The 21,935-nt window shown below is 33.3% G+C and carries 17 protein-coding genes and 1 riboswitch; of the genes, 7 read left to right on the top strand and 10 right to left on the bottom strand.

The window, feature by feature from the left end:
* Window positions 1–245 precede the first annotated feature (245 nt).
* The 6 genes from HMPREF2597_RS08690 to HMPREF2597_RS08665 form a co-directional block, all read right to left on the bottom strand.
* Complete coding sequence (locus tag HMPREF2597_RS08690) at window positions 246–2,087, bottom strand: DUF6270 domain-containing protein (RefSeq protein WP_070817272.1); 1,842 nt, start codon at window positions 2,085–2,087, stop codon at window positions 246–248.
* 10 nt (window positions 2,088–2,097) lie between these two features.
* Window positions 2,098–4,125 (bottom strand): CDP-glycerol--glycerophosphate glycerophosphotransferase, encoded by a 2,028-nt coding sequence (locus HMPREF2597_RS08685; protein WP_002478563.1) that lies wholly within the window; start codon window positions 4,123–4,125, stop codon window positions 2,098–2,100.
* A complete protein-coding gene (locus HMPREF2597_RS08680; protein ID WP_002460550.1) occupies window positions 4,122–5,246 on the bottom strand; it encodes a glycosyltransferase family 2 protein in 1,125 nt (374 codons plus the stop codon). Before HMPREF2597_RS08680 ends, HMPREF2597_RS08685 begins: the two co-directional genes overlap by 4 nt.
* Window positions 5,246–6,607, bottom strand: a complete 1,362-nt coding sequence (locus HMPREF2597_RS08675) for a glycosyltransferase family 2 protein (protein WP_012990702.1) — start codon at window positions 6,605–6,607, stop codon at window positions 5,246–5,248. The genes HMPREF2597_RS08680 and HMPREF2597_RS08675 overlap by 1 nt, the downstream gene beginning before the upstream one ends.
* A gap of 311 nt (window positions 6,608–6,918) precedes the next feature.
* Window positions 6,919–8,256, bottom strand: coding sequence for an aspartate aminotransferase family protein (locus HMPREF2597_RS08670; protein WP_002478560.1), 1,338 nt, complete (start codon window positions 8,254–8,256; stop codon window positions 6,919–6,921).
* Between the two features lie 208 nt (window positions 8,257–8,464).
* Entirely contained in the window at window positions 8,465–9,280 is an 816-nt protein-coding gene (locus tag HMPREF2597_RS08665) for a MetQ/NlpA family ABC transporter substrate-binding protein (protein ID WP_002478559.1), read from the bottom strand.
* 103 nt (window positions 9,281–9,383) lie between these two features.
* Window positions 9,384–9,490: riboswitch (SAM riboswitch) on the bottom strand.
* A gap of 140 nt (window positions 9,491–9,630) precedes the next feature.
* Between HMPREF2597_RS08665 and HMPREF2597_RS08660 the strand changes: the two genes are divergently transcribed.
* From HMPREF2597_RS08660 to HMPREF2597_RS08650, 3 genes are all read left to right on the top strand, one after another.
* The gene (locus HMPREF2597_RS08660) at window positions 9,631–10,050 is read left to right on the top strand and encodes a hypothetical protein (protein ID WP_002460555.1); all 420 of its coding nucleotides are present in this window, start codon (window positions 9,631–9,633) and stop codon (window positions 10,048–10,050) included.
* A gap of 196 nt (window positions 10,051–10,246) precedes the next feature.
* Window positions 10,247–10,819, top strand: a complete 573-nt coding sequence (locus HMPREF2597_RS08655; RefSeq protein ID WP_002478558.1) for an LPXTG cell wall anchor domain-containing protein — start codon at window positions 10,247–10,249, stop codon at window positions 10,817–10,819.
* A gap of 717 nt (window positions 10,820–11,536) precedes the next feature.
* Window positions 11,537–12,427, top strand: coding sequence for a fructose bisphosphate aldolase (locus HMPREF2597_RS08650; protein WP_002478556.1), 891 nt, complete (start codon window positions 11,537–11,539; stop codon window positions 12,425–12,427).
* Window positions 12,428–12,531: 104 nt separating this feature from the next.
* Here the strand turns inward: HMPREF2597_RS08650 and HMPREF2597_RS08645 are convergent, their stop codons facing one another.
* Window positions 12,532–13,701, bottom strand: coding sequence for an FAD-dependent oxidoreductase (locus tag HMPREF2597_RS08645; protein WP_002478555.1), 1,170 nt, complete (start codon window positions 13,699–13,701; stop codon window positions 12,532–12,534).
* A gap of 20 nt (window positions 13,702–13,721) precedes the next feature.
* Entirely contained in the window at window positions 13,722–14,300 is a 579-nt protein-coding gene (locus tag HMPREF2597_RS08640) for a PadR family transcriptional regulator (protein WP_002478554.1), read from the bottom strand.
* 361 nt (window positions 14,301–14,661) lie between these two features.
* On the opposite strand from HMPREF2597_RS08640, the gene HMPREF2597_RS08635 reads away from it, so the two are divergent.
* From HMPREF2597_RS08635 to HMPREF2597_RS12935, 3 genes are all read left to right on the top strand, one after another.
* Complete coding sequence (locus tag HMPREF2597_RS08635; protein WP_002478553.1) at window positions 14,662–15,540, top strand: LysR family transcriptional regulator; 879 nt, start codon at window positions 14,662–14,664, stop codon at window positions 15,538–15,540.
* Window positions 15,541–15,679: 139 nt separating this feature from the next.
* Entirely contained in the window at window positions 15,680–16,681 is a 1,002-nt protein-coding gene (locus tag HMPREF2597_RS12940) for a hypothetical protein (protein ID WP_256337094.1), read from the top strand.
* Between the two features lie 83 nt (window positions 16,682–16,764).
* Window positions 16,765–17,484, top strand: coding sequence for a hypothetical protein (locus tag HMPREF2597_RS12935; protein WP_256337093.1), 720 nt, complete (start codon window positions 16,765–16,767; stop codon window positions 17,482–17,484).
* A 172-nt stretch (window positions 17,485–17,656) separates the two neighbouring features.
* Here HMPREF2597_RS12935 and HMPREF2597_RS08625 read toward each other — a convergent pair whose 3' ends face one another.
* A complete protein-coding gene (locus HMPREF2597_RS08625) occupies window positions 17,657–19,096 on the bottom strand; it encodes a 6-phospho-beta-glucosidase (RefSeq protein WP_002478552.1) in 1,440 nt (479 codons plus the stop codon).
* Window positions 19,097–19,116: 20 nt separating this feature from the next.
* Complete coding sequence (locus tag HMPREF2597_RS08620) at window positions 19,117–21,024, bottom strand: beta-glucoside-specific PTS transporter subunit IIABC (protein WP_002478551.1); 1,908 nt, start codon at window positions 21,022–21,024, stop codon at window positions 19,117–19,119.
* A 180-nt stretch (window positions 21,025–21,204) separates the two neighbouring features.
* Here HMPREF2597_RS08620 and HMPREF2597_RS08615 point away from each other — a divergent pair, with 180 nt between their 5' ends.
* Window positions 21,205–21,909, top strand: a complete 705-nt coding sequence (locus tag HMPREF2597_RS08615; protein WP_002460569.1) for a GntR family transcriptional regulator — start codon at window positions 21,205–21,207, stop codon at window positions 21,907–21,909.
* Window positions 21,910–21,935 lie beyond the last annotated feature (26 nt).

The raw sequence follows: 21,935 nt of genomic DNA, 5'->3' as shown, positions 1-21,935 counted from the left end.
TTTCAATCCAGTCAACTACTGCCAATATTTCGTTCATAGCCTAAAACATAATGATGTTCTAGGCTCTTATTTTATATTCAATACTCTGAAATGTATGACTTTGCGTTCCTAGGGTGCTATCTCAGGTATCTGGCCATGTGTACTATGCTTTAGCATGTGATTTTATATGCTTATACGTCATCAGTGTTTCTAGCCGAGAAATAATGCAACTTTTCATGCGCCTTTTGCGCTTATAATCTACATTATTACAACGCTTTAATTAACAATACTTGTTTAACAAGTTCACTAAAATAGTCTTTGTAATATTGTGATTCGTAATGTGAATAGGAGAAACCAAAAGGATGATTTTTATCTGCATGATACTGCTTTCCTGTTAAATCAATTACTTTGACTTGTGGATAATGTTGAAGCAATAAATTGTCTAAATTCTCCCATATTTCATTCGCTTTTTTAATTTGTTGTATCGTAGAAAATGTTTTGAGCTGTCCTTCTTCACTATACTTTTCCGCTAATCGACCTCTATTTAAAATAATATGACTTTCAGGAATGATGTTAGTTATATGATGCATAAATTTATGTAACTCAGCTAACCACTCATTATAATAGTCTGTATCATTGTCAAATTCATGCGCATTCCATTCACTGACATAGTCCCCTAAATTGGGATTATCTTTAATCAAATAATTATAAGTAATCTTGCTACCATTGTTTAACTTTAATGATGTTAATAAAGCATCAGCATATAAATCAATAACGAGTATTTCAGCACCTGATTGGCGTAGCTCATCATAAAAGGTTTTAGCCATATCACGTGCAATATGCTCAAATTCATGATGTTGCTTATATTGCTGCATTAATGATGCTGGTGCTGGCACTGCATTTAAAGCATCCAAACGACTATGGAATTGAGTGAATACACAGTTCATATATTTTTTATAATCTGGATTAAAATAAGGTGATGTATTTAAACCATTGCGCGAAAAACAAGTTCCTAAAACAGCAATTTTCGGCACTTCATAGGCTTGTGATTGTGTCTTTTCTAAGACATAAAGACTTAAACCTCCTCGCCCATTAATGTAAAACTTAGCATTCATCGTGTTACTCAGTGTTACATAGCGCGTATCTATCTGTTTATGATTTGTAGGAATAACGAATCGTGCTGTCTCAAAATTTTTACCAATGAGCACATCAAAGTTATCACCGTCTTTAGTATAAATTTTGTGCAATTGACCTAGATCAATGATGGCACTCTGCTTAATTGTAGGAAATTCAACATACTCGCGATAATGAAATGGATTGTCTTGTCGCGAACGTAAAGCTAGATAAATAGTGTCATGAGCCAATTCCCTATCACAAGTCAGACTATATAATCGTTGGTTGACTGCTTGTATGGATATAGGTAATGATGTCACTTGTTGCTGCACATTTCCATATAATAAAAAGTTATCTTTTTGATGATAATCAACAGAATATTGTGCTAACAACGCCTTATTTTGATGAATCCAATCCGTTAATTGCACTTTCTCTACATGCTGATTTCCACAATCATCTTTTAGTTGTACATAAACACTCCAGCGTTGTTGTCTAATAGCTAGATGTTGCATCATTGTTAGCATATCTTCCATGATTATGTGCTTATCTTTAGTTACAAAGTATTTAGCAGTTGGCAACATCGTTCCAGCGACTAATTGCCCTAAATATGTCGTACATTTGTAATCACTGATTAATTGAAGTTGATTGCCTTGACAGTGAATTGTTACGAGAGTGTCTTTAGCCGTTAAAGTAATATACAACGCTTCTTTATCAACGTGTATAGTTACAATATAAAGTGGATTAATATCGTCCAAAATAATAGGTTCTCTGGCCTCTACATCAAGTGCCATTTTAATTTTCAAACCACTGATGATACCCGAACTAAAATGATGCTTCAAATCTAAAGTCACCATGTGATTATTTATTTCAAATGTTAATGGAAATTTTTGTAAAAAAATACCAATGCGATCTTCAAATTGATACATAATATCGGTTGGTTGTTGTATGTGATGAAAACAGAGCTTTCCCTGTTGTACTGATATAGTCGTCTTCATTGCTTTTTCCTCACTTCAACTGCTTAATAGTGTCAACTAATGTTTGATTAATATGGTGCTTGACTTCAAACAATTTATCGTAAGCTATTTGATATTGTGGTAATAGTTTAAAGTCATTGGCAGCCAATTTCTGAAGTGCTTCTGTAACTTGTTCAATTGTAGTCACAACTTGACCGATATCTCGATATTGAATCTGTTTAGACGGCACATGATGTGACAGATATTTATTATATTGATAAAATATGACATTTTTTTGCTGGAATAAAAAGTCCACCGCTACCGATGAAAAATCAGTAATTAAAAATTTTGATTGTGCGATAGCCGTTGGAATTTCGACATCACTCATTGAACAAAATTCAATTTCAGCATGTTCACTCATCAAGTACTTACTATATTTATCAAATTGTGGATGTAATAATACCCTTAGCGTTAAGTTATAGCGTTGCAAAAAGTCTAATACCGTAGAGTTATTTAGCAATTCTACCATTTTATGATAGTACTCACTGCTTAAAAATTGTGCCGTTGTCAAATATTGTAATCCACGTTGCCATGTTGGCATAAATAATACTTTTTGACTTTCACTAATTTCCACAGATGTTTCCAATAAATTATCATGTCTTGCCATACCTGTAATCAATACTTCATGTTCATCGTAACCTAATGTTTCAGTAATAATTTGTTTTTCAAATTGATTATTTGCTGTTATATAGTTCACTAAATAATTATTCTTACTTAAATATGGCGATATATTGTGAATAATCATTCCATGCTGAATAGAGATAATTTTCTTTTGTGCAAGTTCTTGTTGATAAATATGTTTATACAACTGATTATTGTATGGTAACAGCGTTTCTTCGGCTGTAAATGACGTAATATAATTATCCGCAGCAAGCATTAATAACTTATGTTTAATCGAACCAAAGTTGATTACTTTTCCTAGGTTTTTCACTTTTGCACGTGCATGCTTAGCATGTTTGTCCAAAATATAATATGCTTTAATTTCACTACATTGTTGCGTTAAATATTTAAACAAGAAATAAGAATTATCTGATGCGCTGTCTTTACGTTCTGAAATCAGCCATATTGGCTTGTGTATGATCATTTTAAATAAATGTGCAAAGCATTTTAAACTATATTTTTCTAGATATTTTAGTATTAGCTGTAATTTTATACGTGCATCGCGATATTTTTGTGTCTTTATCCAAGCATCTGAAGTTCTGAGTTGTTCAAATTCATTATCCCTATTCTGTTCCAAATTTTGATTAACTTGGTACCAATAACGACGACTGCGATATAATGTCAATGCACTCAATGCTTCATCAAAGTATCGTTTAAATACTAAACCATAAAATAAATACAACCTTGTTTGTTTACGTTCCCTCAGTTCTTTCAAACCACTAAATTTTTGTGCAATTATCTTCATTAATTTAAGTTGCTTTTCTTTATCCACGTCTCTTTCAAATACTTGATTATCAATAACAAAGTCTAAAAAGTGAATTAAATCTTTTTTTGAAGCGAAACCACCTATGATTTGAGCGGTTGATAAAGATTCCAATAAGTCGATCGTTAAATCGATAATATCATGCTTATATTCCTTGTTTTGCGTATTTCTTCCAATATAATTTGCCGAAATATACGCTTTTGATGTTATCGTAGCCGTAGCTTGAAAATAGGTCATTAAATCACAATGCTCTTGTGTTTCATCTCTCCGTATTAAAATAGTAGCAAACCATTCTCTATAATTGTTATATGTATAAGGCATTTGTTTGAGATATTTTACATCTCTAAGTGTCCACTGTACTGCAGTAGCATCAGATGATTGTAATGTTTGAATTGCTTGTTCAAGCTCTACATGATTAAAAGTAAAGTTAGGGTTGGCAAACAAGATATAGTCATAACCTTTAATATCTATATTGATACTTTTTTCATCTGCTATATAAATCGTTTCAACATGTTTAAAAGCCTCACAATGCTTAAGTGCTTTATATTGTTGGACATTCATGTTCCTTGTTTTAAAGAGTACTAATAATATGTTCATCGTTGTTTCAATCCTATAGTTCGTTTTATTGTTGTCACTAAACGGTGTAATTTGTAACTTTTACTGCTCTTAAAGCGTTTAATTTCTGCAGCTTTCGCTTGTAATGCGGTTGCACTATAAAAATATCTTCGTCGCGCTTCCAATAATGCTGCATAAGAAATTGCAAGTTCATATTCGCGCTGTTGTATCAAATGAATAATAGGTAATTCATGACGTAAATATAAATTAAAAATACGTGGTTCATAATGATTTACAATGTCAAAAAGCTCAGTAAATATTTTTAACTTTTGACTATTATCAATAAGATAAAATTCTTGATCTAAGACTTTCCAAAAGATTGAACGTAGCGCATTAATTTTAAAAAATTGTAATTGTTCTTTATTATAAAAAGGTTTACAAATATGATATGCGGCAATATCGTTTTCAATGGAGCGCATCACATCTTGATGTGTGATTGATTTATTATCACCTGTATCACGATTACGATAGTAATAAATAATTTGTGGCGTGTATGAAAATGATTGTGCCTGGGTATACAGCAATGTATCCACCAATTTATCTTCTCCATTACGAAGCCCCTCTACAAACGAAATATGATGTGCATCATAAAATGATTTTCGAATTAATTTCAGTACAACGCCAACTTTCACTTGCGAGAAAAATGGAACATCGTCGAGCTTTACATGCTCATACGTCTTATTTAATTTATATTCTTTAAATGTCACATGCTGGAATGTCGATCCATCTTCATTAAAAGACACCATTTTTCCCATAGCAAAATCATCTTGATCTCCCATTGATGCCAACAATTGTTCATACGCATCCGATGCTAAAATATCATCCGGATCCATAAAGTGAAGAAAATCGCCAGTTGCTTGAGCCACACCAATATTACGTGGTTTTCCTGGTGCACCATAATTAACAGGACATTGATATAATTTAAAATGACTAAATTGTTGTTCATAGTTACGCATTTTAGCAACACTATCATCAGTGGAACAATCATCTATAAGAATGACTTCTATCTTTTCTTGCCCAATACTTTGATGAAGCAACGAGTCTAAACATGCTTCAATGTAATCCGACACATTGTATACAGGCAAAATGACTGAAATTAACATTAAGATACCTCCTTATTTCTACGACTTGAAACGCTATAATATTTGATTGAATACATTAACTTTTTTAACATGCGTATCCCTAAAGATGGATTATAAATACTCATTTTGATACCACGCTCATTATCAATAATTCTGAAGTAACCACCTATTAGCAAACGATAGCGTGGCAGTCGAATTTGAAAAGTTTTACGACTAAAATTTTTCACCTTAACACCTAAAATGATTAATGGCTTATCGTGTATTAACATTGCTCGAGCTTTTAACTTGCCATGTGAATCAATATAAATTTGCGTACTATCACTCATATCAAACGCCTCTTGAGACAATGAAAAGTGTAATTCACGACTGCACCAATGATATCGATGCACAATGATATTTATTTTTTTATAATCCTTTTCAGCTGGAAATACCATCCCTTTATGCTGATAAAGAATGTGTTTATAGCAATTATCAATTGGTAATGCATCTATCATCTCTATGCTTATGTATTGTAGTAATACTTTTGTTTCTATGTTAAAACGAGTATTGTCTTGAATGTATTTTAAATTTAAATAACCCTGGTTATGTTCTAATATATAGTTCAAATAATGTAACACGACCAAATATTGAATATAAGGTAAAACCCTGCCGTATAAATCGGTAGAGCGTTGAATTAATTCAAGATAATTTTTAACGATATGAGGCGCATACCTATTTTGATCCTTCCATGAGTTAATACTTAATGACCGGTAATCATCTCTGTTATAGAAATAATTAACATGTTTAATTAAGCCATAAGACTTGACGTCTAATAGAATCGTATTAATAAACTTTGCATCTTCCCAAAAATCAATCGTCTCATCGAATGTATACTTATGATGGGTAAACAACGATTTTCGAAAGACCATTCCTCCAATATGATATTGAATATCTTGGTACTGCTGTGTAATATCTACTACATGCCTACGTTGTTGAAAACGATAATTTAAATTTTGAGCTGATAATGTATGGCCTTTACGTATTAATATAGGCGCACTTGCTAATTTTATGTACGGATATTTAAGAAAAAATCGACTGGCTTCTTTGAAAAAATTTGTGCTCACATAATCAGAGTCATCAATAAATGTCACTAATTTTGTCTCAGGACTCATAAGTGACATGCCTAAATTTCTAGCTGCACTGACACCTTTATTCGTTTGATTAATAATTTTAATCTGTGCATGATTTTGATAGCCTTTTAAAATTTGTGCCGTCGAATCAGTGCTACCATCATTGATAACAATAATTTCATCCTCTTCAAAATACAGACAGCTTAATAGCTTATCTAGTGTATGTGCAATATATTTTTCACTATTGTATGTAGGAATGATGATTGAAAACACTCGTAAGCTCCTTCCGATGCAACAAGGCTATCTATTTATTAACGCGTTTTAAACAAACTACTAATTAAATACTGTATATTAACAAAATACATTATGATTATACACCATTTATTAACTAAAATATAACCTATATTTTTTATTTAATAAACACTTTCCTATAATCGTTGTAACTGCCAAGCGAATACACTTTTCAAATATTAAAATTTTAAATCACTGACAAAAAAAGAACCTCCTGAGAGGTCCTAGATTTAAATATATTCATCCTATTTAGCAATATACTTTCGAAGTTAATTAATGCGCGTACACCTTTATTACCAGCCTTGACCATCGATATCTAATGTATCTAATTGCCCATCTTGTAAACCTTGTAACGCCTGTTCTAACGTTGCTAGTGCTTCATCTAATTGCTCATAGGTAATGACTAATGGTGGTTGAAATCTCAATACATTACCTGCAACGGCAATAATGACAACACCATGTTCAAAACAATAATTACATATTTTTAAAGCTGCTTCTGGATCTCTTGTCTTATTTTGCTTATTTGACACAATATCAATGCCTATAGAAAGCCCGATGCCTCGAACATCACCAACATACTCATAACGTGAAGTCCATTGTTCCATACGTTGGCGTACATAGCGCCCTTTATTGACACTTTCTGATAATAAGTCGTCTTCTTCAAGCATTTCAATTGTTGCGAGTGCTGCCTCACAACTTACCGGATTAGCCCCAGTAGTAAATAAATGTGCTGGTGCTTCCAAGCTATCAATAATTTCTTTACGTGCCACTAACGCAGACATTGGTAGGCCTCCAGCTAATGACTTTCCAAATGTAATCATATCTGGTATAAAATTAAAGTGTTCCACCGAACTCCAAGTGCCTGTTCGACCTAATCCTTGCTGAATGTCATCAACAGCAATTAAAATTCCGTGTTCTCGACATAAAGCTGCTAATGCCTCAAAATAGCCTGCGACTGGCTCTAGTAATCCACCATCACCTTGTATCGTTTCAACAACAATACATGCCACTTCGTCTGCGGGTACGTATTTCGCAAACATTTCCTTTAGAGGTGCTAAATATTCAGCAACTGTATTTGCAGTTGGCTGTTCAAACATTCCTCTATAGTTATCAGGAAAAGGTATGTGATAAAAGCCATTTAGTAATGGTCCATAATGTTTGCGCATATTTAAACTAATCGCGGACATAGATAATGAGCCAAATGTTGATCCATGATAAGCGTTAGTAAAGCTAATAATATAAGGACGTCCCGTGTAAGCACGTGCAAATTTAATGACACCATCATTAGCATCAGATCCACTTAAACCAAAGGTTACCCTTTTTTCAAAGTTGCCAGGCGCAATCTCGCACAACTTTTTAGATAATTTAACCGCCGATTCATGATACATATATGCGGGTGTATAGTGAATGAACTTATCTACCTGCGCTTTTATAGCATCGGATACTTTTTTAGGTGCATGACCAACATTTTGCGAACTGGCACTCGATAATAAATCAATATATGATTTACCGTCAACATCGACAAGCGTTGCACCATAACCATGATCTATCACGAGCGGATAGTATTTGATACGTCCTGATTTTGCAAAATATTTCCCATCTTCTTCAATAAGTTGCGCTGCTTTACTCATAGTCAATTCATCCTCCAAATACTGCTGACTTATTCGCACAGCAATGTAATACAACCCAATATACAATTAATTATCAGATTTGTAAATATTTTCTGAATAATTAAATTATTAAGTTGTTTGTTCACGCTTACTGTGGATATTTAAAATGATTAAAACAACAAGTACTAAAATTAACATATGTTGTATCGCAGCACGCTATTATGTCACTTTAATTTTCATATGGAATCACGTCGTCACCATATTGTTTTTTAATATATGCTTTAATTTCTTTTGATTGTAAAACTTTTAATAATTCTTGGAATTTTTTATCTTTTTTATGTCCTTCTTGTACTGCAATAATATTAGCAAAAGGTGATGATTTTCCTTCAAATGCAATCGCATCTTTAGATGGTTTTAAACCATTATCAATTGCGTAATTTGAGTTCATGATAACTGCTGCACCTTCACTGTTATTATATGTTTTAGGTAAAAATTCAGCGCCTTGTTGATTATTGAATTTCAAATGCTTTTTATTTTCAGCAATATCTTCAAACTTCGCATCTTCAATTTTCACTCCTTTTTTCAACTTAATTAAGCCTTCGTTAACAAAAAATGATAAAAAGCGTCCTTCTTCTGCTGGATTATTTGAAACATAAATGGTTGAACCATCTGGTATGTCTTTAATATGTTTATATTTTTTACTATATACGCCCATTGGAGTTGTAAAGACTTTGCCTACTTCTTCAATCTTATAGCCATGACTTTTTCGTTCTGCCTTTAAATAAGGTACATGTTGGAAGAAATTGGCATCTACATCACCTTTATCTAATAATTTGTTTGGTACTTTATAGTCATTAACAATCTTAACTTTTAAATCATAGCCTTTTTTCTTCATTGCTTCTTGTGCATGTTTTAACACATCTCCATGTGGTGCTGGTGTTGCTGCAACGGTAATAGTCTTGCTCGCTTCTTTATTGTCTTTGCCACACGCTGATAAAGCTAGAGTAATAATTAACACACTAATCATGATGACCCATTTTTTCAATTGTATCCTCACCTTTCTAATTGCTACTTCAATAAAGATGAAAACAGTCGAATTCAAGACATAAAAAATACTTTCTCAAATTAAGAGAAAGTACGCACACTTTCTCTCATCTCTTAAAGTACTTTAAACTTTATGTGACTTGGCACCATGTCATTCACTGACGGTTGCCGGGCTTCATAGGGCACATCCCTCCACCACTCTTGATAAGAGTCTTCTTACTTTTATTGAATTAAATTTATCCTATCACTATGCAAAGAGAACGTCAATTAGATTTTTGAATTTTCTGACTAATAATTGTTTTTTACACTTAGGGGAAAAGATAACTAAATCGTTTTAAGGAGGAATGCCTAATGTATTATTTAAAATATCATTTAACGAGCGCCTGTCTAATTAGTATGTTGCTATTATTCATATTGTTTATCATAGATTTGTTAACTGACACAACCCAGTTAGCTCAATTACTTATCAATATAGACTTTATTATTCCTAAACAATTCACCCCGTTATGGCTTGAAATCCTTATTCATTTAATCATTGGTATTGTTGTTTATATGATGTTATTACTGCTCTATCGAGTTAGAAAGCAATGGTATGCCATTGGTTATGTGGCATCTATGTTATCTTTTATAGTGCTGTATCCATTTCTCATTCATATCGCTGTTCGACCTATCTTTCATTTTAGCTGGTCAGAATATAGTCTATGGCTTTTAGCACATATTATTTTTATCGTTTGTGTGGCTAGAAGTATTCCATTTATTGATAAAAGATAAATAAGTATATCACTTTATAATTAAGCTTTGATAACATTTAAAAAAGCAAATGCTATATTTGTATAAAGTTAATTTTAGCACTACGTAAATACAATATTAAGATTACCTTAGGATTTGTTAAAAACGCCCGCACATTAAGCTGATGATGATACACTTACACTGTAAAGTTATTTACTATGTGAATGGGGGTTTCATAATGAAACAAATGGTTCAAATTATTTTATCTGTTTTTGCGCTATTCTTGGTATTAACTGCAACAAGCGTATGTGTTACTCAAGCAGATACCATGTCCCAACAAGATGCAATCACAACTGCAAAGCAAGCTATGGCACGTAGTGGTGGCAATCCAGATTTGCAAAATTTTAATACAGTTATAGACAAAGGTAACTACTTTAAAATCAAAATCACACTTAAAACTAATGACAGTGTCGGTACTTATAAAGTTTATAAAAACGGCCAAGTTGAATATAAAAATGGTAAATTTGGTGTATATAACCTATTAAACCCTAACCAAACATATGCAGCTAGCGAAATAGCTAATACCTCAACTCATATGGCACAACAAGAACAGCAAAATAACCCCGTAGATTGTAAAAAGGAACTTAATCGCTATTATGTGGGTAATATCAAATCTACGGAATTACCTCAGCAGAATGCCTCACTCCCTGAAACGGGTCACACTTCAAATAATATAATAACATTAGCATTTGGTATTTTAGCACTTATGAGTGGTTTGGCATTGACGTTCATGCGCAATTCAAAACACTAAAGTATTCATAAGTACATTTAGGACAAATCAAATGTATTGTTCTCTTTCGATGATCATTATGATCACCGTGTATACCAATTATAATGAATGGTACTGTTTACTTTTACATGTAAACCAAGTAACTTGATGCTCAGTTCCCGCTTAAAGCTGTCTTAATAAATCACGTTGTTGCTTCGGTAAATTCCAAATATATTGAATAAATTCTCAATCAAGCCTTTGCGGATTGCCGTAAAGGTTCTTTGTTTGTGGCTTACGTCATTATTTTAAATAACAGATTATGACTCTAATTATGCATTTCAATCGCGTTTCTTTTAGTCAATTGACTTATCTACACACATGACCCTTAGCGCTAGAGTGGCTACTTTACTATCGATCATCCATTTATCCTGTTACATAATACACATCAATGCTTCAGTTAACTGCGATTCACTTATGGTCTGATTATCATCAATCATTGAATACGATCAATATAATAGTATGGAAAGCTTAAAATATTTTGTAATTGACATGCTAATGAAGATTTACCCCTGTCTGGTACTCCCCAACGGTCAATAGTCGTCATGCCGTGTTCGACTCCCCTACGATAAAAATACGTCTATTTTTTGAAACTCTACAAATTTTATTAAGAATATTCAATAAATATGAGTAAAAAAGCTTGAGAATATATTCATTTTTTATCATACTATTAGTGAAACTTATTAGAAGGAGTGGAAAGTAATGAATAAAGAACAATTAGAAAAGGTAAAAAATGGTAAAGGCTTTATCGCCGCTTTAGACCAAAGTGGTGGTAGTACACCTAAAGCTTTAAAAGAATACGGTGTTGGCGAAGACCAATATAACAACGAAGACGAAATGTTCCAACTTGTTCACGACATGCGTACGCGTGTTGTCACTTCACCATCATTCACTTCAGATAAAATTTTAGGTGCGATTCTATTCGAACAAACAATGGATCGTGAAGTTGAAGGCAAATATACTGGTGACTACTTAGCAGACAAAGGTGTTGTTCCTTTCTTAAAAGTAGACAAAGGCTTAGCTGAACAACAAAATGGTGTTCAATTAATGAAACCTATCGATAACCTAGATGAAACATTAGATCGTGCAGTTGAACGTCACATCTTTGGTACTAAAATGCGTTCTAACATTTTAGAATTAAATGAACAAGGTATTAGAGACGTTGTTGAACAACAATTTGAAATTGGTAAACAAATTATTGCCAAAGGTTTAGTTCCAATTATCGAACCTGAAGTGAACATCAATGCTAAAGATAAAGCCGAAATCGAAGAAGTATTAAAAGCTGAACTTAAAAAAGGCTTAGACGCTTTAAATGATGACCAATTAGTGATGTTAAAATTAACAATTCCTACTAAAGCAAACTTATACAAAGAATTAGCTGATCATCCAAATGTTGTACGTGTAGTTGTATTGTCAGGCGGATATAGCAGAGATGAAGCAAATAAATTATTGAAAGACAACGATGAATTAATCGCAAGTTTCTCTCGTGCATTAGCAAGTGACTTAAGATATAGCCAATCTAAAGAAGAATTTGATAAAGCTTTAGGTGAAGCTGTTGACTCAATCTATGATGCATCAGTGAATAAAAACTAAGATATATGTTTAAAGCTTAAGCGATAACAGCTTTGAGCGAAAAACATTGAAATTAAAAAAAGTGCCGACTGTTTCACCTTAAACAGTCGGTACTTTATTATTTTTTATGCTTGATGTACGTCAAACAAATTTCCTACTTGCTTAAAGAAATCTCCAAATTTTTTGGCAGGATTACCTTCGCCAAACATCTCTTCTAAGTTTGCCTGTGATTCACGAGCACTTTGCTCAGAAGTTTGGTACATGTCTGTTTCGTATGCTTTTAGTGCATCTTGTAACGTTACATGACTTTTAATTGCTTCAGCCAAAAGATATGCATCGTAAAGTGCCATATTGACACCTTCTCCTGCAAAAGGGCTCATTAAGTGCGCTGCATCACCAATTAACGTCAAGTTCGCTTGATTATCCCATTTGAAACCAATAGGCAGTTTATAAATACGTCGTAATAATAAATCATCACTCGCATAATCAATGTATTTTTTCAAATTGACGTCCCAATCTCTAAAGTCATGTAATAACTGTTCTTTAATTTCTTGTCTATTCATGGCTTTAAATTGATCAAATTCATCATAATCCATTTTATACGACATATAGACTTTAATTCGTCCATCTCCATTAACTTGACCTAATATCGCTTTGTGATCGCCAAATGCCATCATTTTCCCATTTTTGTTAAATTCAGCTAAATCAGGATACTGATGAAAGACATCTTCAACATTTAATTCTACCATCGATATCCCATTATACTCTACGTCCGTATTTGCTAAATAAGGTCTTACTTTTGAAAAAGCACCATCTGAACCAATTACAAAGTCAAATATTCGTGTACTGTAATCATCAAATGTTACTTCAATTTGCTCATTATCTATATGCGTTAAAGATTTAAATGCTTTACCATAAACTACGGTTTCAGGTTTTAATTGTTCAAAAATAATATCACATAATTCACCACGATCAATTTCTGGTCGTCCACCTTCTATTTGTGGATCAACTAACGCTTCATAGTATACGTTACCATTTTTATCTAGTACGCGCGTATCTTCGCCGTCAAAGCGTGCTCGTGCTTTAAATTTATCGATAATGCCTGCTTGTTGCAATGGCAATTGACCACTATCATCATGGATATCTAAAGAACCTCCACGATCAGTGTTAACATTTAAACCAGCTTTTTCAAAAATATTAACTTCAAAGCCTTGGTGCTGTAACAATAGGCCTAACATTAAGCCTCCAGGTCCCCCACCAATAATGCCAACTCGTCTAATATCTTTTATATTCATAACCCTATTTCTCCAACCTTTTATTTATAGAATTGTTGTAATCGTTCTTTTGTTTCTTGTATAAAGACGTCGAATTCTGCTTTCTTTTTATCATCTTGTAATGTCTGCTGACTTGCTTTCATAAACTCATGGAATAATGTTTGCATTTGTTCACGCACTGCTTTTAGTTCTTCAAAATCAACGTTTTTAAATTGTTCTAAGCGTTTTGTAAACGCATCTTGATCTACATTGTCCTCTAAAAACTTTTTACCTTCATCCGTAATGGTATACACTTTTTTATTTCCATCTTTAGAAATAGATACAAAGTCTCTATCTTCTAACATTTGTAAAATTGGATAAACAGAACCAGGACTTGGTGAATAAAAACCTTTAAATCTTTCTTCTAAGTCTTTAATTATTTGATAGCCATGACGTGATTCTTCTTCTAACATTTTAAGAATAACGAATTGTAAATTCCCTTTTTTGAAAAATCTATCACGCCCACCGTGACGGCCACCGAAACCACCGAAATTTCCAAAACCTCGAGGGCCTCTCCCTGCATCAAATTGTTCAAAATGTGCCATACCTTGTCTCATACCTTCTAAATGTCTTCTAAACATAATTTTCATCACCTTTACTTATTTTTAATCAATTTCGATATATCGATATAATAAACGATATATCGTTAAATGTAAAGCGATATATCGAAATTATTTTTAGGAAATTAAATACTACACTAACAAACCCGTCAGCATAGCGTTAATAAGTATTTGATTGATTAAATTTTCGTGCTTGAAATTACTTAAATTACGTTTCCAATCTTCAATCATTTGATGGTAAATGCACGCTTCATAATCAAACACATCTTCCTCAAGTAAAGTTATTATGAATATTCAAACTGCAATGTTCTTTCAATTGAATATACCAATGATAATCAAGTATGATTTAAATAATTATACTTATCGAAAGTTGTTGATTGACATGGAAATTTCTTACTTAAATGAATTTATTGTCTTAGCTAAATACCAAAATTACTTTAAAGCTTCTCAAGAACTCTACATAGCGCAATCTACACTGTCTAAGCACATTGTTTCTTTGGAAAATGAGTGCGGTTATCGTCTTATAGATCGCGCAAATAAACAATTTGAACTAACAGAATCAGGTAAACTATTTCTGCATTATGCCAAAATCATTTGCCAAAATTATAAAGATTTATCAAAACAGCTTGAGCAACAGGAAAATGATAATTTAATCACCATTAACCTTGGCGCTTCTCGATTAATGATTGAATATGGTATTACAAACTTAATCTCAAAATGTGTTCAAAAATTTTCTAATGTTAGATTTCGTATTCATGAAGGGTCAGAACAAGAATTAGCTCAATTGATTAATGAAGGTAAGATTGACATTAGCTTTTTAAGATCACCACATCCACCTCATGATAATCATTCTTTTACTTATATTGAAGAAAGCTTATGTGCTATTGTGCATGAATCTCATCCATTAGCCTATGTCTCACAAATCGATCTATCGATGCTTGAAAATGAACAACTCTATTTACCACCTGAGTTCGCATTGGAGCATCAAGCTTTTTTAAATTATTGTGAAGAACAACAATTTTATCCATTAATTTCATTTACAGCACCTCGTATTGAAAATTTACTTGAAATGGTAAATACAAATAATGGCGTCGCATTGATTATGGAACAACAGGCTAATTATTACGTAACGTCTCCTTTAAAAATCGTTCAGCTGAATTCACCTATAAAACTCTATATTAACGTTAATGTTCATAATCATTTAATTGCTTCTAAAGAGGTGGCATATTTGCTAGAGTTAGCCAAAAAGCACAGAAACTAATTACAAGCAAATACTGTCAAGAGACCTAAGGTGTACATCATCTTTCTAATGTAGAATGGTTCATGCGCTCAATCCGAATTGATATGCTCCTTATTTGCGACTAATAATAGAACTACGACAAATTAAGGAGGCTAATTAGATGAAAAAGACTTTCATATCACTCTTATCCGCAACAGTTATACTTTCAGGTTGTGGCGTTGGCGAACATCAAAATAATAATTCTAATCATGATGCTAAAGGTGTGAACACTTCAAATGTTAAAATCAAAAATTATAACCAAGCATCATCTGCGCTGCAAATAGATAATTCAAAATGGAAATATGATAGTAAAAATAACGTTTATTATCAACTAAATATAAGTTATGTCTCCAATCCCCAAGCTAAAAATGTAGAAAAATTAGGTATCTATGTACCAGCTGCTTATTTCAAAGGTAAAAAGAATCATAATGGGACATATACCGTTACTGTAAACGATGCTAAGAAAGTTAACGGCTATTCTGCTAGAACAGCACCTATCGTTTATCCAGTCAATACACCTGGTTATGCCGAACAAAGTGCACCTACGTCATATCGTTATAGTAATATTTCTAAGTATATGAAAGCTGGATTCATATATGTTGAAGCAGGATTACGAGGACGTAGTATGAGCATGGGCAATAACAGCAGTAATGCATCAACTAAATCATATGAAACCGGTTCTCCTTGGGGTGTAACCGATCTTAAAGCAGCAATCAGATATTACCGTTTCAACGATAGTAGTCTACCAGGTAACAGTAGTAAGATTTATACTTTTGGTCATAGTGGCGGTGGTGCTCAAAGTGCTATTGCCGGTGCATCAGGTGATAGCAAGCTCTACTATAAATATTTAGAACAAATTGGCGCAGCCATGACAGATAAAAATGGAAAATATATCAGTGATAAAATTGACGGTGCTATGGCGTGGTGCCCTATTACAAGTCTAGATCAAGCCGATGCTGCTTATGAATGGCAAATGGGACAATATGGTAATGAAGGTAATCGCAAGAAAAATTCATTCCAAAAACAATTATCAACCGATTTAGCATCATCTTATGCAAGCTACTTAAATAAACTAAATCTAAAAATGGTCAATATACTGAAGGCTCATATGCTAAATATCTAAAAAAAGAAATTGAAGATTCAGCTACAGAATTCTTAAATAATACAACATTCCCTTACAAACAAAATAGCACTGAGCAAGCAGGCATGGGTAATGGTGGACCTAGCGGTGGAAAACCTTCTGGCAAAATGGGATCTATGCCTCAAATGAGAAAACAATCTTCAAATAAAACATACAAAACAATGGATGCTTACTTAAAAGATCTAAATAAAAAAGGCACATGGATTACGTATGATAAGAAAACAAAACGCGCACATATTACAAGTCTTAAAGACTTTGCGAAATATTATAAACAACCTTCTAAATCAGTTTCAGCCTTTGATGATTTAAAACGTAGCCAAGCTGAAAATGAAGTGTTTGGAACATCAGGTAGTGACAGTAAATTACATTTTGATCAATCACTAGCTAAACTTTTAACAGAAAATAAATCTAACTATAGCAAACTAAATGGTTGGAATAGTAACTATGTTTCATCATATAAAAATGACTTAACAAAAACAGATAAATTAGGCACAAGCATGTCAACAAGAATGAATATGTACAATCCAATGTATTACTTATCTGATTACTATAGCGGGTATGGTAAATCTAATGTGGCAAATCATTGGAGAATTAGAACAGGTATTCAACAAGGAGATACGGCCTTAAATACTGAAACTAATCTTTCTCTAGCTTTAAAAGAACGCGTTGGTTCTAAAAACGTTGACTTCAAAACAGTTTGGGATCAAGGTCATACAATGGCAGAAACATCAGGTAATAGTGATAGTAACTTCATCAAATGGGTAGAAAGTATTAATAAAAAATAGCTAAATGTATTAAACAGCCTAAAACATCATCATGTTTTAGGCTGTGAACTAATGATTGGCAGTAGTTGACTCAATTGAAAATATGCTTATAGCATGCTTTTTCAATCTTAGTCAACCTTGCCAGAGCTGGACTAAGAATTCATAATGAATTCTGTTCAGCTCTCTTTTTAATTTACAAAACTTCCCCATTTGACTCAATAACTTTGCGATACCAGTCAAATGAATCTTTCTTGGTACGTTCTAATGAACCGTTACCGTCATTATCACGATCAACATGAATTAAACCATAACGTTTTTTCATTTCACCTGTCGTAAAGGATACAATATCAATAATACCCCAAGGTGTATAGCCCATTAATTCTACGCCATCTTGATCTACTGCATCAATAGCCGCTTCAATATGTTCACGTAAATACTCGATACGATATTCGTCATGGATTTTACCTTTATCATCAAACTCATCTACGGCACCAAATCCATTTTCAACTATAAATAAAGGAATTTGATAACGATTATATAATGCATTTAATGTGTAACGTAAGCCAACCGGATCAATGGCCCAGCCCCAATCACTTTTCTTAATATAAGGATTATCAACCGAATTTGGTAATCCGCCATTTACTATATTATCTTCTACACTAGCCTCATTATCAGATTTAACGGCCGTAGACATATAATAACTAAATCCAATATAATCGACTTTACCTTCACGTAGAATCACATCGTCTCCTTCTTGCCAACCAATGTCGAAGCCTTCACGTTCAAACATTTTTGTCGCATAACCTGGGTAATAACCTCGTGCTTGTACATCTGGAAAGAAGAAACGCATACGACTCGCGATTTCTGCCTCCATTATATCTTGCGGATTACAGCTATATGGGTAGATTGGTACATGGGAAATCATAGCACCAATTTCAAAATCTGGATTTATCTCCTTACCAATTTTTACTGCTTTCGCACTCGCAATCAATTCATTATGTGCCACCTGATATAATACTTCTAATTTATTATCATCATCTGTCAACGATACACCAGAGTTTGTCCATAAGAAAATAGGATTATTGATGTCCATTTGGTTATTAATTTCATTAAATGTCATCCAGTATTTAACTTTGTCTTTATAACGCTTAAATACAGTTTCAGCAAAATATGCAAAATAATCTGCTACTTTACGGTTTCTAAAACCGCCATATTCACGTGCTAGATGTAGTGGCATCTCAAAATGCGATAATGTAATCACTGGTTGAATGTCATATTTCAATAATTCATCAAATAAATCATCATAGAATTGCAGTCCTGCTTCGTTCGGTTCTGTTTCATTACCATTAGGGAAAATACGTGTCCATGCAATCGATGTACGCAAACATTTCAATCCCATTTCAGCAAACAATGCGACATCTTCTTTATAGCGATGGTAAAAATCAATACCCATATGATTAGGATAATATTTATCAGGTTCTATATCTTGTGTAATTTCACGTGCTTGACCATGTGCGCCTGCTGTCATTACGTCAATTACACTTAAGCCTTTGCCACCTTGGTCATAGCCACCTTCAAATTGATTGGCAGCAAGTGCGCCGCCCCATAAGAAATCTTGTGGTAATTTAGCCATGTTTAAATCTCCTTTACGCTCTATTTTTTAATTACTGTCATTATTTTTTCTCTAGATGTGATATTTTGACTGTCAGCTATGATAATGTCTTCAAATTCATCACTGTTAGTAATAATTACAGGTGTAATAAGTTCGTAGCCCTGCTCTTTAATATAATTTGCATCAAATCTCAGCAAAGGCTGCCCTTCTTCGACCTGATCATTTTCAGCAACAAGTAATTCAAAGCCTTGTCCATTTAATTGCACAGTATCTAAACCAACGTGAACTAAAAGTTCGATCCCCTCTGGCGATGTAATACCTATCGCGTGTTTACTTACTGCAACCATACTAATCACCCCTTTGAGAGGTGCTGTCACTTCATAACTTTCTGGCTGAATGGCTAATCCTTTACCCATCATACCTTCCGCAAATATTGGATCATCTACTTCAGATAATGCTACTACTAAACCTTTTAGTGGAGCATGTATCTCTGTTTCAAGTTGATCAGATGTAGTAGTCAAACGTGTTTGTTCATTTATCTCATGTCCTTCTTCGACGTCAACACCTTCTACCTGTTCTGTCACATCTTCACCATAGCCAAGTACTTGGATTAAAATGATAGGTAAAATAATTGCAACGGCTGAACCAAGTAAAATTCCCCATATTGATGAGATGTTATCAGGACTATAACCATTGACAATTGTTATCGGCCCAGGAAGACCAGCATATGCATAATATTTTGGATTAAAGAAACTTGCAACTAAAGCCCCAATACCACCACTAATACAAGCGATAATGAATGGCTTTTTAAAGCGCAAATTCACACCATACATAGACGGTTCAGTAATTCCAAAGATGCCTGTAATCCCTGCTGATAACGATACACGCTTTAAATCCTTATTTCTCGTTTTGAAGAATACACCCATAACTGCACCAAATTGAGCAATAACAGCAATTGTTTGAAAGGCTTGGAAAGCATCACTTTTATACTGTTCAAAGTTTGCCAATACCATTGGCGTAATGCCCCAATGAACACCAAAGATAACAAATACCTGCCAAAATGCACCAATTAATAATCCTGCTAACCATGGTGCTACAGCTACGAGCCAGTTAAAGCCTTGTGCAATACCATGTGCAGCCCCAGATGCTAATGGACCAATAATTAATAATGTTAATGGCACCATAATTACAATACTGAAGAACGGTACAAATAACGGGCGTATAACTTCATGAATATATTTATTTAAATATTTTTCAACATATGACAACACCCATACTAATAATAGTGGTGGTAACACTGATGATGTATAGCTTGTTTCACTTAATGGAATACCAATAAATGTAAACGTATGTCCACTCCCAATGCGTTCTACAATTCCTGCTAAATCCGGGCTAACGAGTGCAGCACAACAAGCTACTGCGATATAAGTATTCACTTTGAAATGTTTTGCTGCAGTAATCGCAATAAATATTGGTAAAAATGTAAATGGTGCCCATGAAATAAAGTTAAATACTTCATATGTGCCAGTCTTCTCAAATGATGAAAACAACATTTTCGCAATAATTAATATACCTTGTAATATACCGGCAGCCGCTAAGACATAAATAAATGGTGCAAAGACGGCAGACATCGTTGCAATAATACGATTAATAATCGTACCTTTTTCACTGTCTTCATCGCTAGATTGTTGATTTTCTTCTCCCAATAATCCCTCAAATTCTTGATAAACACTTGCGACCGCATTGCCAATAACCACTTGAAATTGTCCATTATTTTCAACTACCGTTACTACGCCATCCATACTTGCTACTTTCTTTTTAGCATCCGGAATAGAACGTTTTAAGACGATACGTAATCGCGTTGCGCAATGCGTGTAATTAACGATATTTTCCTTTCCACCAACGGCTTCAAGGATATGTATCGCTAATTTTCTATCTCTTTCACTCATAACACAACCTCCCAATCTATTTAATTTTTATTTATCCCAAATATGGAAACCCTTACACAACTCATTATAATTATACCGGTACAATTTGTAAATCGTTTTTATACAATTATACCGGTACAATTTAATTTCAGCTTATTTTTGGTATACTATATTGTAAATACAGCATTAAGGAGATTAATCATGTTAAAGTACGAACATGTTGCACATGAAATTACCGCAGCTATTGCAAATGGGAAATATAAAGTTGGTGACAAACTTCCAAGCCTAGCAGAACTAAAAATAGCGTATCAAGTGAGTAAAAGTACGATTGTTAAAGCATTAGAGTTACTTGAAAAAGATGGTATTATCTATCAAACTCGGGGCAGTGGTATATATGTTAGAAATAGCAAAAAATCTGGATATATTAATCTGTTAAAAACAAAGGGCTTTTCAGATAATTTACAAGGACATCGTGTAACAAGTAAAGTGCTTAACATCGACATCATACCGCCTAACGAGGAAACACAAAAACACTTACAGATAAAAGATAAAGACACACAAGTCTATTTAGTAGAGCGCATTCGTTATTTAGACGATAAGCCGCTTTGCATTGAAACTTCTTATTTCAATAAAGCATTAGTTACCACATTGGACAAAGAAGTTGCTCAAGCTTCAATATTTGATTATTTACAGACGCGTCTCAAGATAAATATTGGTTTTTCTGATATTTATTTCTATATCGACTTTTTAAACGATAATGAAGCAAATTATTTAGATTTAAACGCTCAAGACCCTTGTATGCGTCATGAACTTACATTCTATACAAGTAAAGGTGAACCTTTTGATTACTCCAATATTGTCTACCACTACAAGCATGCTAACTTTTTTATACCTATAGAAAGTTAGTGTCATCATAGCTTCAGTTAGCTAAA

Source organism: Staphylococcus sp. HMSC063A07 (assembly GCF_001836955.1).
In the GTDB taxonomy this organism is placed as follows: Bacteria; Bacillota; Bacilli; order Staphylococcales; family Staphylococcaceae; genus Staphylococcus; species Staphylococcus lugdunensis.
The sequence above is the reverse complement of the archived record's forward strand: the minus strand, read 5'-3'. Positions and strand labels throughout refer to the sequence as shown.